At 62.7% G+C, this 15,619-nt stretch carries 15 protein-coding genes; 4 read left to right on the forward strand and 11 right to left on the reverse strand.

Features of this window, described 5'->3' with window-relative positions; genetic code table 11:
- Window positions 1-109: 109 nt before the first annotated feature.
- From BM269_RS01040 to BM269_RS01055, 4 genes are all read left to right on the forward strand, one after another.
- Entirely contained in the window at window positions 110-1,384 is a 1,275-nt protein-coding gene (locus BM269_RS01040) for an HD-GYP domain-containing protein (protein ID WP_090434700.1), read from the forward strand.
- Window positions 1,385-1,499: 115 nt separating this feature from the next.
- The gene (locus tag BM269_RS01045) at window positions 1,500-1,814 is read left to right on the forward strand and encodes a hypothetical protein (RefSeq protein ID WP_090435561.1); all 315 of its coding nucleotides are present in this window, start codon (window positions 1,500-1,502) and stop codon (window positions 1,812-1,814) included.
- 7 nt (window positions 1,815-1,821) lie between these two features.
- A complete protein-coding gene (locus BM269_RS01050; RefSeq protein WP_090434703.1) occupies window positions 1,822-3,114 on the forward strand; it encodes an FAD-dependent oxidoreductase in 1,293 nt (430 codons plus the stop codon).
- 109 nt (window positions 3,115-3,223) lie between these two features.
- On the forward strand, window positions 3,224-5,356 hold the full coding sequence (locus BM269_RS01055; protein ID WP_090434707.1) for an alpha-amylase family glycosyl hydrolase: 2,133 nt from the start codon (window positions 3,224-3,226) through the stop codon (window positions 5,354-5,356).
- 1 nt (window position 5,357) lies between these two features.
- Here BM269_RS01055 and BM269_RS01060 read toward each other — a convergent pair whose 3' ends face one another.
- The 11 genes from BM269_RS01060 to BM269_RS01110 form a co-directional block, all read right to left on the reverse strand.
- Window positions 5,358-7,211: an NHL repeat-containing protein gene (locus BM269_RS01060; RefSeq protein WP_170860247.1), complete on the reverse strand. Its 1,854-nt coding sequence runs from the start codon at window positions 7,209-7,211 to the stop codon at window positions 5,358-5,360.
- Window positions 7,212-7,218: 7 nt separating this feature from the next.
- Window positions 7,219-7,587, reverse strand: a complete 369-nt coding sequence (locus BM269_RS01065) for a YbaN family protein (protein ID WP_090434713.1) — start codon at window positions 7,585-7,587, stop codon at window positions 7,219-7,221.
- A 7-nt stretch (window positions 7,588-7,594) separates the two neighbouring features.
- Window positions 7,595-8,173, reverse strand: coding sequence for an MEDS domain-containing protein (locus tag BM269_RS01070; RefSeq protein WP_090434716.1), 579 nt, complete (start codon window positions 8,171-8,173; stop codon window positions 7,595-7,597).
- A 67-nt stretch (window positions 8,174-8,240) separates the two neighbouring features.
- Window positions 8,241-8,552: a cupin domain-containing protein gene (locus tag BM269_RS01075; RefSeq protein WP_090434720.1), complete on the reverse strand. Its 312-nt coding sequence runs from the start codon at window positions 8,550-8,552 to the stop codon at window positions 8,241-8,243.
- Window positions 8,509-9,570 (reverse strand): FAD:protein FMN transferase, encoded by a 1,062-nt coding sequence (locus BM269_RS01080; protein WP_090434724.1) that lies wholly within the window; start codon window positions 9,568-9,570, stop codon window positions 8,509-8,511. The genes BM269_RS01075 and BM269_RS01080 overlap by 44 nt, the downstream gene beginning before the upstream one ends.
- Window positions 9,570-9,893 (reverse strand): c-type cytochrome, encoded by a 324-nt coding sequence (locus tag BM269_RS01085; protein ID WP_090434727.1) that lies wholly within the window; start codon window positions 9,891-9,893, stop codon window positions 9,570-9,572. Before BM269_RS01085 ends, BM269_RS01080 begins: the two co-directional genes overlap by 1 nt.
- Before the next feature lie 33 nt (window positions 9,894-9,926).
- A complete protein-coding gene (locus tag BM269_RS01090; protein ID WP_090434730.1) occupies window positions 9,927-10,445 on the reverse strand; it encodes a nitrous oxide reductase accessory protein NosL in 519 nt (172 codons plus the stop codon).
- Window positions 10,442-11,266 (reverse strand): ABC transporter permease, encoded by an 825-nt coding sequence (locus tag BM269_RS01095; protein ID WP_090434733.1) that lies wholly within the window; start codon window positions 11,264-11,266, stop codon window positions 10,442-10,444. Before BM269_RS01095 ends, BM269_RS01090 begins: the two co-directional genes overlap by 4 nt.
- Window positions 11,250-12,170 carry an ABC transporter ATP-binding protein gene (locus BM269_RS01100; RefSeq protein ID WP_090434736.1) on the reverse strand — a complete coding sequence of 307 codons (921 nt, stop codon included), beginning with the start codon at window positions 12,168-12,170 and terminating at the stop codon, window positions 11,250-11,252. Before BM269_RS01100 ends, BM269_RS01095 begins: the two co-directional genes overlap by 17 nt.
- On the reverse strand, window positions 12,151-13,434 hold the full coding sequence (locus tag BM269_RS01105) for a nitrous oxide reductase family maturation protein NosD (protein ID WP_373994368.1): 1,284 nt from the start codon (window positions 13,432-13,434) through the stop codon (window positions 12,151-12,153). The genes BM269_RS01100 and BM269_RS01105 overlap by 20 nt, the downstream gene beginning before the upstream one ends.
- Before the next feature lie 4 nt (window positions 13,435-13,438).
- Window positions 13,439-15,601: a 4Fe-4S binding protein gene (locus BM269_RS01110; RefSeq protein WP_373994372.1), complete on the reverse strand. Its 2,163-nt coding sequence runs from the start codon at window positions 15,599-15,601 to the stop codon at window positions 13,439-13,441.
- Window positions 15,602-15,619: the final 18 nt, after the last annotated feature.

Raw genomic sequence — 15,619 nt, forward strand, 5'->3', positions numbered from 1 at the left:
AAGGCGTCTCTCCGCCTCTGCTTCCGGCCCCGCCTAGCGCGGGGCCTTTTTTTTCTGCCAGAATGTCCACTTGGTTCCTGACCCCAAGGTGGACATTTTGGCTAGCGAAATGCAACTTAGTGAGGTTCCCGGCGAGAGCCCGCATTTCGTGCGCTCGGTGACGGAGATGGGCGACACGCGCGACGTCATCGCCAGCGAAGATATCTACGCCAGCAACGGCACCAAGCTGCTGGCCAAGGGCGCCCGCATCGACAGCAAGCAGTTCGAAAAGCTCACCCGCTACAAGCTCTCGGCCCCGCTCGACCAGGTACTTTCCTCCGACAAGGCCGTCGACGCCGCCACGCTGGCGATCGAATTCGACCGGATCCTCGAACGCGATGCCGCTTACCGCCAATTGCTATCGCGCGCCGGCGACCCACGCCAGCTAAAGCACTGCACCGCCAACCTGCGCCTGCATTCGACCGTCGAGCTGCGCCTGACCGTCATGTCGGACAAGCACGCCGAAATGTTCGAACATACCCTGCGCACCGCCATCATTGCCTTCGCCTGTGCCCAGCGCATGGGTGTCCCGCCTGCCGACTTGCCCGCCGTGTTGCTGGCGGCCTTGTGCCACGACTTCGGCGAAATGCACACCGACCCGCGCATCCTCGACCTGTCGCACCACGTCACGGTCGAAGAACGCCGCTTTGTGCACGTGCATCCCGTCACCGGTTATGTCCTGCTGAAGGACTTGCCGGGCTTTCCCTCCGCCGCCAGCAAAGCTGTACTACAACACCATGAGCGCCTCGATGGCAGCGGCTACCCGCACGCACTGCACGGTGCGAAAATCGACCGGCTGGCGCGCATCCTGGCGGCAGCCGACGTGACCGAGACGGTGCTGCGCCGCCTCGACATGCCGCGCCTGGAAATGCTGTACCGGATTAACAAGCCGCGTTTCGACAGCGACGTCCTGGCCGCCCTGCGCGACCTGCTGCAAGCGCAAGCCAGCCAGCCGGCAGAACCCGGCCCGATCGCCGATCCGTCGGGGCGCCTGAACCATCTATCGGACTTGCTGCGAGCCTGGTTCGACCTGAGGGCAATGCTGGAGCAGCGCCCCGCCGCCGATTCGCCAGGCTCGCCGCTGGCATTCCTGTTCGAGCGCATGGCATCTGTACGCTCATTGGTTCTGCAAGCCGGCTTCAACCCGGACGATATGACCAGCATGCTGGCCATGATGCAGGACGATCCGGAAGTGCTGGCCGAGTTGCGCTCCATGCTTGATGAAATGGATTGGCTGCTGGCCGACCTGGCCAATGAAATCGACCGCCGCTCTCCAGAGTTGGACGGCCTGTCGCAGGGCGCGCTGCAAGGCCTGATGCAGCGCCTTCGGCCTGAAATTCATTAACAAAACGGTTGCAAATGCTTACACCGATTACATGGGACGATGTTTTTCGCCGGCTCCGCCAGCCATATACTGCAGCCACGCGACTTGCGGAAATCAACAAATGAAAGGGAACGCCATGAAAACCACCAAGCTGTTCGCTGCCGTCCTGGTATCGGCCTTTGTCTTGCCTGCCTTTGCCCAATCCACCCCGAACCTGGATAAGCGCGAAGACCGCCAGCAGGCCCGCATCGCCCAAGGTATCGCGTCCGGCCAGTTGACCGCTAAGGAAGCGCAGCACCTCGAAGCGCGCGAAGCCAAGCTGGCAAACGACGAAGCAATGGCCAAGGCCGACGGCAAAGTCACCCGCAAGGAACGCCATAAGCTGCAGCGGGAAGCAGACCGCAACAGCGCCGCCATCCATCAGCAGAAGCACGACAAGCAAACCCGCTGATCCACGAATGCTAACGCGCTATGACGCCATCGTTGTCGGCAGCGGTCCCGGTGGCGCCAGCGTCGCGCATACGCTGGCGCGGCATGGGCAGCGCGTTTTGGTTCTGGAACAGGGCAGCGGCGCTCCGTTGCGGGGCACCCTGGCCCACATGGCAAGCATCGGCGCCATCCCCGGCAAGGGTGCTTTTTTCCACCGCGATGCATCGCTGCTGGTGCGCGGTCTGGCAACCGGCGGCAGTTCCACCCTGAATTTCGCCACGGCCGCCGCGCCGCCGCTGGAACGCTTTGCGGCGCTTGGCATCGACCTGGCCCCGGCGCTGGCTGAATGCCGTGCCGAATTACCGATCGGCCAACTGCCTGATGGATTGCTCGGCCCCATGGCCCAACGCATCATGCAGGCCGCGCTGTCCTGCGGCCTGCCCTGGCAAAAACTCGACAAGATGATCCGCCCCGCTGTCTGCCGCACCGGCTGCTGGCGATGCGTCTACGGCTGCCCGTACGGCGCCAAGTGGACTGCGCGCGACCTGCTCGACGAAGCGCGCCTGCGCGGTGCGCATATTCTCGACAATGCACAAGCCAGGCGCGTACTGCTCGAGCGAGGCCGTGCAACCGGCGTTGAATATGTGCGCGGCGGCACGCTCCAGACCGCCCACGCCGCTACGGTGATACTGGCCGGCGGCGGCATCGGCAGCCCGCGCCTGCTGCATGCGTCCGGATTGGCGCCGCGCAGCATGCCCTTCATCAGCGATCCTGTGGTGGCAGTGATGGGCGCGGTAGACAATATTGATGGCGGCGCCGAAGTGCCTATGACAGCGGGAATGGCGCTGCCGGAAGAAGGCCTGTCCTTCGCGGACCTGACCCTCCCCAAGCCGATGTACCAGGCCTTCGCGCTACAAGTCGGCCGCATCGACCGCCTGTTCGCTCACCGCAGAACGCTCAGCATCATGGTCAAGATCCGGGACCAGGCCGGCGGCGGCATCGGCCCGCACCGGGTCGACAAGACGCTGCAAGCGGCGGACCACGAACGCTTCCGTCACGGCACCGCGCTGGCGCGGCGCATCCTGTCGCAGGCCGGCGCCCGTCATGTATTCCAGAGTTGGCATTTCGCAGCCCATCCCGGCGGCGCGCTGGCCGTGGGCGGCGGTGGGGCGGCCGCCGTGGACAGCGATTTGCGCACGTCCACCCCGGGCCTCCATGTATGCGATGCCTCTGTCCTGCCCGCCCCTTGGGGCCTGCCACCCACCCTCACGCTGCTTGCGTTGGGCAAGTGGCTGGGACGCCGACTACAGGATTTTTTGTAGTCAAAATACTTAAATTTAATCGCTTTTTTTGCTGCGTTTACACCACAGCATAAGCGTGCGCGTAGTAAAACTACTCCATACTTTGTCGACCAAAACAAAGGAAGGAAAGATGATGGAGACTCAACGCAAGGCCATGTTGGCAGCCATCCTGGCCGCTTTCAGCATCCACGCGCTCGCCGCGCCCGACACCTCGGTCGGCAACAAGCAAGGCTTCAACACGGATGTGATCTACCAGATCGTGACCGACCGCCTGGCGGACGGCAATAGCGCGAACAATCCCGCCGGCAGCGCCTTCAGTTCCGGCTGCACGCAGAAAAAACTGTTCTGCGGCGGCGACTGGAAAGGCATCCAGAACAAGCTCGAAGATGGCTACCTGACCGGCATGGGCATCACTGCCATCTGGATTTCGCAGCCGGTCGAAAACATCACCGCGGTGCTGAACTACTCGGGCACCAACAGCACCGCCTACCACGGCTACTGGGCGCGCGACTTCAAGCGCGCCAACCCAGCCTTCGGCACCATGACCGATTTCACCAACATGATCAACGCGGCCCACGCCCGCAACATCAAGGTGATCATCGACTTCGCGCCTAACCATACCTCGCCTGCTTCAGCCGCCGACACTACTTTCGGCGAGAACGGCAAGCTGTACGACAACGGCGCGCTGCTGGCCGGCTACGGCTCCGACCCGAACGGCTACTTCCACCACAACGGCGGCACCGACTTCTCCACACTGGAAAGCGGCATTTACCGCAACCTGTTCGACCTCGCGGACCTGAACCACAACAGTGCCACCGTGGACGCCTACATGAAGGCCGCCATCAAGGTCTGGTTGGACCTGGGCATCGACGGTATCCGCATGGACGCCGTCAAGCACATGCCTTTCGGCTGGCAAAAAAGCCTGATGTCCTATATCCATGGCTACAAGCCGGTGTTCACGTTTGGCGAATGGTACCTGAGCGAGAATGAAGTCGATCCGGCCAACCATTACTTCGCCAACCGCAGCGGCATGAGCCTGCTCGACTTCCAGTTCGCGCAAAAGGTGCGCCAAGTCTTCAAGGACGGTTCTGCGAATATGACATCGCTGAACCAGATGGTGAGCGATACCGCCGGCCAGTATTCCCACGTTGGCGACCAGGTCACCTTCATCGACAACCACGACATGCCGCGTTTCCAGGTGGCTGGCGCCAGCGGCCGCAAGCTGGAGCAGGCATTGGCCTTTACCCTTACCTCGCGCGGCGTGCCGGCCATCTACTACGGCACCGAGCAATACATGCAGGGCACCGGCGATCCGGATAACCGCGCGATGATGACCTCTTTTGCCACCACCACGCCGGCATACCGCATGGTGGCGCGCCTGTCACCACTGCGCAAGTCCAATCCCGCCATCGCTTACGGCAGCACGCAGCAGCGCTGGGTCAATAACGATGTGCTGATCTACGAACGCAACTTCGGCAACAACGTGGCCGTGGTGGCGATCAACCGCAACCTGTCCACCGCTACGTCGATCAGCGGCTTCATCGCCGGCCTGCCTGCGGGCAGCTACACCGACGTGTTGAATGGCCTGGGCTTCAACGGCAACAACATCACGGTCGGAGCCAATGGCGCGGTCAGCAACTTCACCCTGGCCGCCGGCGCCATCTCCGTCTGGCAGTACACCGCCGCCGCCGCCTCGCCAAAGCTGGGTCACGTGGGGCCGAATATGTCGATGCCCGGCAAGACCATCACCATCGACGGCCGCGGCTTCGGCGCCGCCAAGGGTACGGTGAAATTCGGCAGCACGGTGGTGAGCGGCGCCAACATCCTGTCCTGGGAAGACACGCAGGTCAAGGTGCTGGTGCCAAGCGTGGCGGCAGGCATGAACGGGATCAGCGTTGTCACGGCAGGTGCGGTGACCAGCGACAGCTGGAATAACTTCGAAATTCTCAGCGGGCCGCAAGTCACAGTACGCTTTGTAGTCGGCAGCGCCACCACCGTATCAGGAGAAAACGTCAACCTGGCGGGGGATAAGTTCGAACTTACCAACTGGAGCGCTACCGCACCACTTGGCCCGCTGTTCAACCAGGTGGTCTACAGCTACCCTAACTGGTACACCGATGTCAGCGTACCGGCCGGCACCACGGTCAGCTATAAATTCCTGAAGAAGAGCGCCAATCCGACCGTGTGGGAAGGCGGCAGCAACCACACCTTCACCACGCCGGCCAGCGGCACGGCAACGGTAAACGTGAACTGGCAGCCTTGAATCAGGGCTTCAACTTGAAAATCGTACGCTGAGTAGCGACGTAAAGCGCGCCCTTCCTGTCCACGGCAAGGGCGCGCAGTTTTCCGGCATCCGCGGGCAGATCCTTTCCTTCGGTGGAGACTTCCCCGTTCGCCGACATCTTGCGCAACACTCCATCGTCAATCAGGTAAATATTGTTATCGGCGTCCGGCGCCGCATGGGTGATGTTCCGGAAGCGTGCCAACAAGCTTGCCCCGTCGTTGCTCCCCTTGCGTTCGCGGCTGCCCGCCGCCAGCCATTGATAGCCATCGGCGCCTACCCGGCTCACATACTGGCCGTGCAGCATGAAGACATCGTCGCTTGGAGCCACCAGCACGTCGCCGCAACCGTCCGCCCCTTGTACCTCAATTTTGCGCGCCACGCCGCGCGGGCGGATGCGCCACAGCACGTTATCGGCGCAATACCAGGCCTGGCCGGTGGCATCCGCCGCGATGCGATGCTGGCCCAGGCCGGGCAGCATGAAGGGCTCGGCATCCTTCGCGACATAGGCCCAGATGCGCCGCAGCGCCGGTACGAAACCGGTCTGTTCGGGCGTCATGCCCGGCGGACCGCTTACCAGTGAAATCAAGCCTTCCGTGCTGACGCCGGCCAGACCGCCGTTGGCCGTAACGAATACGCCGGTGCTGGGTCGCGCCACCATCGAACCATGCAAGTCAACCTGGGCCGCCGTATGGGAATCACGCAGCTTGCGGAAACTTCCGGCTTCCAGCAGGGTGCGCACCACGCCCTCCTTATCGATGCGTCGCAGCTGGTCGCCGTCCAGCACATACAGCCCGCCGTCGCGGCCCACTGCGAGCTGGGTGATATCGCCGAAGCGCGCCTGCATTGCCGGGCCGTCGCGGTTGAGCGAGGCTGCGTATTGGAGGGCGAAGGGCTGCGGCTTGCCATTGGCGTCCCAGCTCATTGCCGCCTGGCGTTCAGCCAGCAGCACACGCAGGCCGCCCTCCCGGTCGCGCGCGCCCCCGGACAGTTCGCCGGTCACGTCGCCCGTCCCCAGCAGGGGCACGATCATGCCGTTACGTTCAATGCGATAGATGGTGCCGGTGGCAGGCGCTGTCGCTAGCAGCCGGCCTTGGGAATCGGCGGCCATCTGCCCGGCGGGCAAGGTGCGCGCCTTGGCGAGCGTCGGCATGCTCGGGGCCAGGTAGCGCCGCAGGCATTGTCCGCGCTGGCATTCTTCCTGCGCCGGCGCCGTGTGCGGTGGAGAATCGAGCGCCTGCCAATTGCCGGCAGCATCTACCAGCAGCGCACTGGCTGCGTCAGACAACACCACGCCGCCGCGCGCATCGAGCGCGATGCCTTGCGGTTGTAGTGGCAAGCCCTGGACCACCGAGCTGACCACGCCGGACGCCGATATCCGCCGCAGCGCGCTGTTGCCTGCATCCGCCACCAGAAGTTCGCCCGCCCCATCGAGTGCCAGCCCAGCCGGCTGGTTAAAGCGTGCTGCAATGCCTTTGCCGTCATTACGCCCGGCGGTGCCCGCCTGGCCAGCCACCGTGCGCACGTCGCCCGCCGGCGAAATTGCCTTCACAGCGTGGTTCCCTGCATCAGCCACGTACACTGTCCCGTCGGCCGCCACGGCCAGTCCAGCCGGCGCGATGAAGCGGCCCGGCAAGGTCACCAGCAGCCCATCCGGCTTTAACGCCCTCACTGTCGCCCCATCGGTGAAGTAAATCGTGTCGTCCTGCCCCACCGCGATGCCGCGCGGCGTCTCCAGCCGTTCGCTGCGCAAGGCCATGGGGGCACCCGCAATCACCTCCCACCTGGCGGCAACGGCAGTATGGGACAGCAGCAGCGCGGCTGCAGCGGCAATCAAGCTTTTTTTATTCATCCAGCGGGCGGGAGGTGGGAAGGCGCCACAGATAGACTGTCACGCAGCAGGCAATCAGGAACAGCATGACCTTCAGCGACAGAAAAGGCACCCTGTACATCGAATAGAACATCGACGGCCACATCATCACCATGGCCAGCACCTTGCCGCGCAGCGGGATGCCGCGTCCGTCTTCATAGTCGCGCAGGTAGCGGCCGAAGCGGCCGTGGTTGCGCAGCCAGTTGTGCAGCTTGTCCGAGCTGCGCGCGAAACAGGCCGACGCCAGCAACAGGAAGGGCGTGGTGGGCAGCAACGGCAGGAATACGCCCAGGACCGCGAGGACCATGAACAGGCAGCCGAAAGTGACCAGGACGATTTTCATCGCCCCATTATAGCGGTGGGCAAGCCCTCGTATGCGCGTTGTGCACCTCGCGGCAGTCGGCCGGGGGGCCGGCATCGAAACTGGCCTTGGGGTAGGCGCAGAACAGGGGGAAGGACTCGCGCTGGCACAACTGCGTCCACATATGCTCCAGCCGCATGGTGGCGCGATACAGCTGTTCGTCCCACAGCAAAGCGACCATTTCGCCGAATGCGCGCACCGTAGGATGCTTCTCGCGCGCCTTGGCCAGCAATTCCTCGATCATCGCAATGAAACGCGACTCGGCCGGCCAGCCATCGAACATGAAGCGCGCCAGGCAGGAACGGGCATCGCGTACGATGTACTGGCCATTCGACGCCGCAGCGGCTACATCAATGCCGTGGCGCTCCAGGCGCTCGGCCAACGCGGTGCGATGCTCCGGCGTGGCAATGATGATGATGGCGTCGTCCTTGCGGAAACCCTCGAGCACAAAACGTTCCAGCGTATCGAGGAACGAGTCTTCGTTCTCATACATCTGCACCACATGGTCGCAATGCGAGATGTGCTGCCAGAATTCCTCTATCGCTTCCTGCTGCTGCGTCGACTGCATTGTATTGGCTCCAGAGCTAAAGTAACCAAGAGTAGCAGATCGAAACGGTTAAAAGATGCGCGCTTTGTCACGCCCCCCCCCCATGAAGATGCACAGCCAGCCACAGGGCGCCATCGGAAACGCTTTTGACCGTGTGCGGCGTGCGCGCCGGCAGGAACAGATAGTCGCCTGCCTTCAGCGGCACCTTGCGGCCGCCCACTGCAAGGGTGGCTTCGCCTGTCAGCAGCACCACCCATTCATCCTGCTGCTGCACGTATTCCTGCGATTCGATCTTTGATGTGCTGACGATGCGCTCGATCACCACCCCCTGGTGCGACAGCAGCGTATCGAAGCGCTCACCCGTTACGGGCGGCAGTGCATCCTCGTACAGATTTCCCATTTCCTTTTCCCTGGTCAGTGCGGGCCATCATGGCAGGCGTAGCATACACCTCGCCGTGCGCGTCGATCAGCATGGCTTCCGTCAGGTCAAGCCGCTGCGCCATATCGCACCAGCCTTGCGGGCCGACCACGAATAGCGGCTTGGAATTGCCGTCCGAGCGCAAACCCGCATCGCTGCCACCGGAGGTAATGATGGTCACGGAGGCCACCAGGTCCACCGTCTGCCCGGTGCGCGCATCGATGACGTGGGCATGGCGCTTGCCCTCCTTCATGAAGTAACGTTCATAGTCGCCGCTGGTGCCGATTGCTTCGTTGTCGTGCAAGGCAACCCGCGCCACCATTTCCGGTCCGCGCGGGTTGCGGATGCCGACCATCCACGGCCGGGAACCCGGCTGGCCCAGCGCAATCGCATTGCCGCCCACATTCACGAGGGCCGCCTTGACATGGGCTTGACGCAGGATCTGCGCCGCACGGTCCAGCGCGTAGCCCTTGGCATACCCTCCCAAGTCCAGCATGACGGTACGGTTGCTGCTCGAAACGCGGTTGCCGTCGAAATGCAAATCCGCCATGCGCGGATTTGCCTTCACCAGGTTGCCGATCTCCGCCGTCGACGGACCGCCGGCCGAAATATCGTTCTTCTGGAAACCCCACAACCGTATCAGGCGACCGATTGCGGGGTTGAAAGTATCGCCGGAGCGGGCCGACAAATCGGCAGCGGAGCGCAGCAGTGCCACCATCTCTTCGTCTGCTTCGAACGGCTCGCCGCGGGCGATGGCAGCATTCAGCGCCGTCAGCTGGCTTGGCTGCCAGGCGTGGTACTTGTGGTGCAAGCGGTCGAACTCGCGCAGCACGGCGTCGCCCTGCTTGCGCGCCTCCGGTTCGGAAGGACCGTAAATGCTGATCTCCACCTGCGTGCCGAATACATGCCCTTGCACGCGGTGCACTTCATCCCTGGCCGTGCAGGCCGCCAGCAAGTGCAGCAGCACGGCGCAAGCCAAAAGCTGTCGGCGCTGCGTCATCAGCTCTTGGCCATGAAGTCGATGGCGGCCTTCACCTCGTCGTCTTTCAGGCCAGGATTGCCGCCCTTGGCAGGCATCATCTTGAAGCCATTTAAGCCGTGGGTGTATAGCACTTCCCTGCCTTGCTTGACACGCGGGGCCCAGGCTGCCTTGTCGCCGGCTTTCGGCGCGCCCAGCACGCCCGCGGCGTGGCAGGAGGCGCAATTGGCGGCGTAGATCTTTTCGCCGTTGATACCGGCGCCTTTGGCAGGTGCTGCAGCCATAACCGCAGGCGCCAGGACGGCGGCGGCGATAGCGACGGTCAGTTTGGTATATGCTTTCATGTTGTCTTCCTCTTGGTTGGTGTTGAAAAATACTCAGCGCATTGAGTCGTCATGCGCCTCATGCGCCGGCCTGGTGCCCAGCTTGAGCACATCCGGCCGGACCTGGCTGTAATCGAGCACGCGGCCGCCTTCACGTTTAGCAAAGGTTTGCGCATCCTCCTTGCTGGCGAAGGTGGCCACGGTCGGCCCCATGGCGCCCTGGGCTCGGCTGTCGATCACGTAAGACGCGTTGCGGGCTTCGATCCAATGGCCGCGCGGCTTATCCCATGCAGCTTTGCCCATGTCCTGCACGTAGCTGGCACCGATGCCGCGCTGGCCTTCCTCCCCGAACAGGACTTCGAACAATTCCGCAAGGCTGCAGAAGTAATCGATGCGACCGTCCATGAACACGATCTGCGCCTTGGGACCGGGATAATCCTTGAGACTCATGCCATCCAGCGCGCAAACCGCATCGTCTGCCGGTTCGCCTGCAGTCGGCGAACGCGGGGCGTCGCCGCACGCAGCCAGCAACAGCAACACCACGATGACGCTGGCGTTTCGCTTGACGCTCATTTGAACCTCCAGGCGGCAAAGGCAAACGGAACGGCGATCCAGGCCAGCATCACACCAGCCAGCAGGCCGGGATTGGTCATATGCTCCGGCATCACGGTGGCCAGGCCATACAGCCCCTGCACCTGCTCGGAGCTGAAGATATTCAGCAGGCGGAACACGTCGGCGGGATTGAGCAACAGGATGGCACCGAACACGCTGCTGTCAAACGCACCCTGCGACAGCACCAGTACTCCCATCAGCACCATGTCGAACACCAGCACGAACATGAACCAGAGGGCGATCGCCAGGCCGCTGGCCCGGATGCGGTTATGCGCCAGCACCGACAGGCACAGCGACATGCTCAGGAAGGCCAGCCCCAGCAGGATGGCGCTGCCGGCAAAGCCGAAGAAATGCATGGCATCGCGCGCATCGAGCTGGTTTGAGAGTGCCAGCAATGCCACGCCAAAGCCAAGCGCGGTCGATGCCGCCAGCGCGGCCGCCAAGCCGGTAAACTTCCCGAGCAGCAGTTCAAAGGGCGTGATCGGCAGCGACAGCAGCAACTCGAGTGAACCGCGCTCACGCTCGCCGACGATCGCGTCGTAGCCAAGCAGCAGCGCGATCAGCGGCACCAGGTAGGTGACAAGGCTGGAAAGGCTGACGATGGTGACATCGATGCCGCGATAACCCACGCTGCCCTGCTGCGCCGTGCCAAACCAGGCAATCGCCAGCGCAAACACGGCGAACACCAGCGCCACCGCCAGCACCCAGCGGTTGCGCAAGCGATCGCGAAATTCGCGCGAAGCGATGGTAGCCGCCGCCGACCAGTCAAGCCGCGCGTGCATGACGGCCTCCCATGCCAAAGAACAGGTCTTCCAGCGACGGCTCGTGGATCGCCACGTCATCGATGGAATCGCTGAGGGTGGCGATAATCCGCAACATCTCGATCTTCTGCCGCGGTGCGCATGGAACGCGGATGCAATCGCGCTCCACGCGCACCTGGTGGCCGCGCAGTGCGGCAATCACGCGGCCGGTCGCTCCCGCTCGCGCCACCAGCCGGATCTCGGCCGGCATCGCCGCCCCGGCACGCAACTGCGCCAGGGTGCCCTGCGCCGCAATGCGGCCGCGGCTCATGATCACCAGCTCGTCGACCCGCTCCTGGATCTCGGCCAGGATGTGGGAAGTGATGACGATAGTGGCGCCTTCCTCGCGCAGCTGGTGCAGGATGCGATAGAAGTCATGAATGCCGTCCGGATCAAGGCCATTGGTCGGCTCGTCGAGGAAGACCAGTTCCGGCGCGCCAAGCAGCACCTGGGCGAAACCCAGGCGCTGGCGCATACCCTTCGAATAGCCGCCTACACGGCGCTGCGCTGCCGCCGACAAGCCAACCCGCTCCAGCACATTGCCGCAGGCGCTGCGCGCGACTTTCTTCAAATCCGCGAACAGGTGCAGCAGCTCTATTCCGGTAAGGTTATCGTAGGCGACAAAACTCTCCGGCAGATAGCCGATACGGCGCCGTACGTCTCGGAAAGCGCCGTCATTGGTACGGACCCCGCAAATCCGCACTTCGCCCGAAGTCGGCTCCAGCAAGCCAAGCATCATCTTGAATACAGTACTCTTGCCTGCACCGTTATGCCCGATCAGGCCTACCATGCGGCCGCGCCCAACGGACAGGTCGAGACTATCCACCGCCTGCAGCGCTTCATAGCGCTTGCCCACGGCACGCAAGTCAATCAGCTTGTCGTCCATGCCATTTTCTCCAATCAGTGTTCCAGGGCTGCATGCGCGGGTGTTTGTCGATCACGCTGGGTGCGCGCAGCAAGGGGAACTGCCGCGACACGAAGCGCAGCGTTTGCACGGCGGGGCTGCTAAGCAGGAGCTTGAGCAGCGGGTATTGCCAATGCAGGCGGTCGACCATGTCGTTGGCCTGGTAAAGAATGTCGCCGTTACCATCGTTGTCCTGGTCCCAGCCGCTGTAGTTGCTCCAGTAGTTGCCTTTGCTGCGGCCCCATTCGACGTCTTTCGATGCTACGAACTTGACCTGCTCGGCATTGTGGATAAAGTCGTTTCCATCCACAGCGTTATTGCTCGACCCAGCCGTCAGGTGCACGCCGGTACGGTTGCCGATCACCAGGTTGCCGCGCAGGGTATTGAATTCAGCGTCGTATATGAAGAATCCACGCCCGTTGCCGGCTACGATGTTGTTTTCAATGAGCGAATCCTGAATAGTGCGCAGCATGATGCCGTGATCCTCGTTCCCCCAGGCGACGTTGTTGCGAACAACGAGGTTCCGCACTTCCATCAGCGCCAGGCCGCCACGGCTCTGGTACACGGTGTTGCCTTCCCAAGTGCTGTTGTGGGTGTTCATATAGTGCGTTCCGTAGCGCACGTGGTGCACGGTATTGCCACGGAAGGTCGCGCGGCGCGAATAATCGACATAAATACCGTCGCGCACGTAGCTGACCGTGTTGTCGATCACCTGGGTATCGTCGGTGTTGTAGACCTGGATGCCGTTGCCCCGCATTTGCGACATCAGGTCGCGGCGGCCGGTGACCAGGTTGCCCTGCAGGACGGCATCACGCGATTGCTCAAGCCAGATGCCGAACAGGTTGGTGACCAGGTCGCAGTTGGCGACAACGATGCGATCGGAACCCGGCATCACATAAATGCCGGCGTTTTGCGAACCAAGATCGGTGCCACTGTCGCGCACGATCAGGCCGCGAATCGATACGTCGGCCGACTTGACGCGAATGACGTCCCCCTCATAGCCGGCTGCTATCGTCGGCTTGCCGATGCCCTCCAGGCGCAGCGGCTTGTCGATCACGATGCGCTCCTGGTAAGTGCCGGCCATGACCTGGATGGTGTCGCCGGTTTGGGCCAGGCCGACGGCCGCGGCGATCGACTGACCGGCACGGACCTGGAGCACGGCAGCGTAGGCGCCTGCCGAGGCGCTGGCCAGCATCGCGGTGAAGGACGCGGCCAGGGCGGCCGCGCAAACCGTGCGGACACTCATGGTCTTACCCTGCCTTTCTTTTCAGCTCACTACGAACCGCATCCAGCGAAATAAAGTAGCCGCGTTCATCGATAGGCGTCAGCGGCTGGCCGTCCTTCTCACGCGTCTTGCGCTCCCTGGCCAGTGGCGGGCAGGCGTGGTCGTCGTAATACATCACCATGCAGTCCAGGCAAAGCAGGCATTCTTTCTGGTCGATGCGGCCCTGCGCATCGATAGCGTGCGAGCCGCAGCCCTTGGCGCAAGCGGTACAGGTCACGCACTCCTGCTTGCGCTTCAGGCTAAACAGGCGGAAAAAGCTCGGCACGGCCAGCCCGGCGCCCAACGGACAAATGTATTTACAGTAGGGGCGCTCGCTCAGGATCGAAATCCCGAGGATGACCGCGACGAAGGTTGCGAACGGCCAGCCGCGATTCAGCACGCCCACCAGGAAAGTCGTCTTGAACGGCTCAATCTCAGCCAGCTGCTCCGCCAGTTCCATCGAGTAGAAGGACACGCCAACCAGCATCGCGAATACGCCGTATTTCACCCATTTCAGCTTGTCGTGCACGCGCTTGGGCAGCAGTCCCTGGAAGCGGCCCAGGCCAAGCAGCGTGCCAAGCTTGTACGCCAGGTGCTGCAGCGAGCCGAACGGGCATAGCCAGCCGCAGAACAGGCCACGTCCCCACAGCACCACGGTGACCACCATGAACCACCAGAATATGAAGATGAACGGATCGGACAGGAACAGCTCCCACTTCCACTGGTGGACCAGGGAATGGAACCAGGTCATCACTTGGGTAATCGAAGGCTGTGCCTTCAGGTACAAGCCAATGAAGCCGACTGCGATCACCCAAAGAATGGTGCGCGGGATGCTGATCAGAGGCTTGCTCTTGCGATTCGAGGCGCGTACCAGGCGGTCGCGCTGCGAGTGCAGGACGGCAGTCGCCAGCAGCGCCAGCACGAACAACGCGATTTCGCCTTTGCGCGCCAGCCAGGCCGACTTCCACGCCGGCACCGGGCGCTCCACTTTTGGCCGGCCGCCTTCCAGATAGCGCGCCGGAGTCCAGTACTCTTGGTCGAAGTGCACGAACACCTTGGCGTGGGTCTGCATGTCCAGCTTATTGGCCAGCAAGCTCAGTTGCCACGGCCATGCGGGATTGAAGTTTGCCGAGCGAATGATGAAGATCGCCGATTCCTTGTAGTCCGGCGCATCGGCCGGCTCCAGGTGGTACAGGTTCAGGTAATCGGTGTCGCGGAAAGTAAAGCGGTCCGCATCCTGGCGCACCTGGATGCGGTCATAAATGCCGCCGCGCACAAAGCCTGAACCCTTGAACGATTCAAGGCCGGTGCCGATGATAAAGATCGCATGCTCGTCTTCCTTCAGGTCCTGCATCAGGCGCTGGTGATTGCGCTCGCCGAGCAGGCTGATGCCGACGCTCGGCACGTTCAGGTAGCCGAAATGCAGGTCCATATAGGGCTTGCCGCCGGGCGGCAAACCGACATCAGTGCTTTCAACGCGCAGGTGCTGGACCGCGCCCTCCTCAACGAGCGCGGCCCAGTCCAGACGTTCGCGTAGCTGCGTGAAATGTGCGCGCGGCTTGACCATCCCCTTGAAGATGCCCACCTGCTTGCCTATCTCGTACGCACTTTGCGCAATGGTCTGGTTCTCGGCTATGGCAGTAACGGTGGCCCCGCTGATCGCATCAAGATCACCACCATCACGTCCAAGACCGAGTTCCAGCTTGGCATCGCCGGGCTTGCCCAGGTACTGGCGGACGAACTTCGTCAACACAGTTTCGGGAATACCCGCCAACAAAATCGGTTCGGAGTGCTTCAGGATACGCACTCCGGTAATCAAACCTTTGGCATCCATGCCGATCAGCGTGATGACCGGCTTACCAGAGTAGGCTGGAATATCCACCACGTCGGTGGACAGGAACACATAGCCCACCACCTTCTGCTTGCCCTGCTCCAGCACGTAGCCTTCAACGTAGGGCGGCGTGCCTTTGCGCTTGGAGAACGCCGTCGCGGCAGGCAGCACGTCGCTGCATGGCGCTTCGGCACACAAATCGGGACCACCCATCAACCCCGCGGACAGCACGGTGTCGTACATCGAAGTGGCCGCGGCAGGGGCTGCGCACGCCATCGCCAGCAGCGCCGCCCAAAGCAGGGAAATCAGTCGATACAGCATGAATGAACCGCCCTC

Source organism: Duganella sp. CF458, from assembly GCF_900113115.1.
Classification (GTDB): Bacteria; Pseudomonadota; Gammaproteobacteria; order Burkholderiales; family Burkholderiaceae_D; genus Rugamonas.